At 64.7% G+C, this 255-nt stretch carries 1 protein-coding gene; it reads left to right on the top strand.

The window, feature by feature from the left end; translation table 11 throughout:
* Positions 1–255 (top strand): GTP-binding protein (locus JHD63_RS25305; RefSeq protein WP_233168578.1); only part of this gene is annotated, 255 nt, incomplete at both ends.

Here is a 255-nt window from a genome sequence, read left to right as displayed (position 1 = left end):
TCACCGGCGCCGCCCAGATGGACGGCGCCATCCTGGTCTGCTCCGCCGCTGACGGCCCCATGCCCCAGACCCGCGAGCACATCCTGCTGGCGCGCCAGGTCGGCGTCCCCTACATCATCGTCTTCCTAAACAAGTGCGACATGGTCGACGACGCCGAACTGCTCGAACTCGTCGAAATGGAAGTCCGCGAACTCCTCGACAAGTACGAATTCCCCGGCGACGACACCCCCATCATCCACGGCTCGGCCAAGATGG

Origin of the sequence: Xylophilus sp. ASV27, from assembly GCF_016428875.1 — a bacterium.
Classification (GTDB): domain Bacteria; phylum Pseudomonadota; class Gammaproteobacteria; order Burkholderiales; family Burkholderiaceae_C; genus Xylophilus.
The sequence above is the reverse complement of the archived record's forward strand: the minus strand, read 5'-3'. Positions and strand labels throughout refer to the sequence as shown.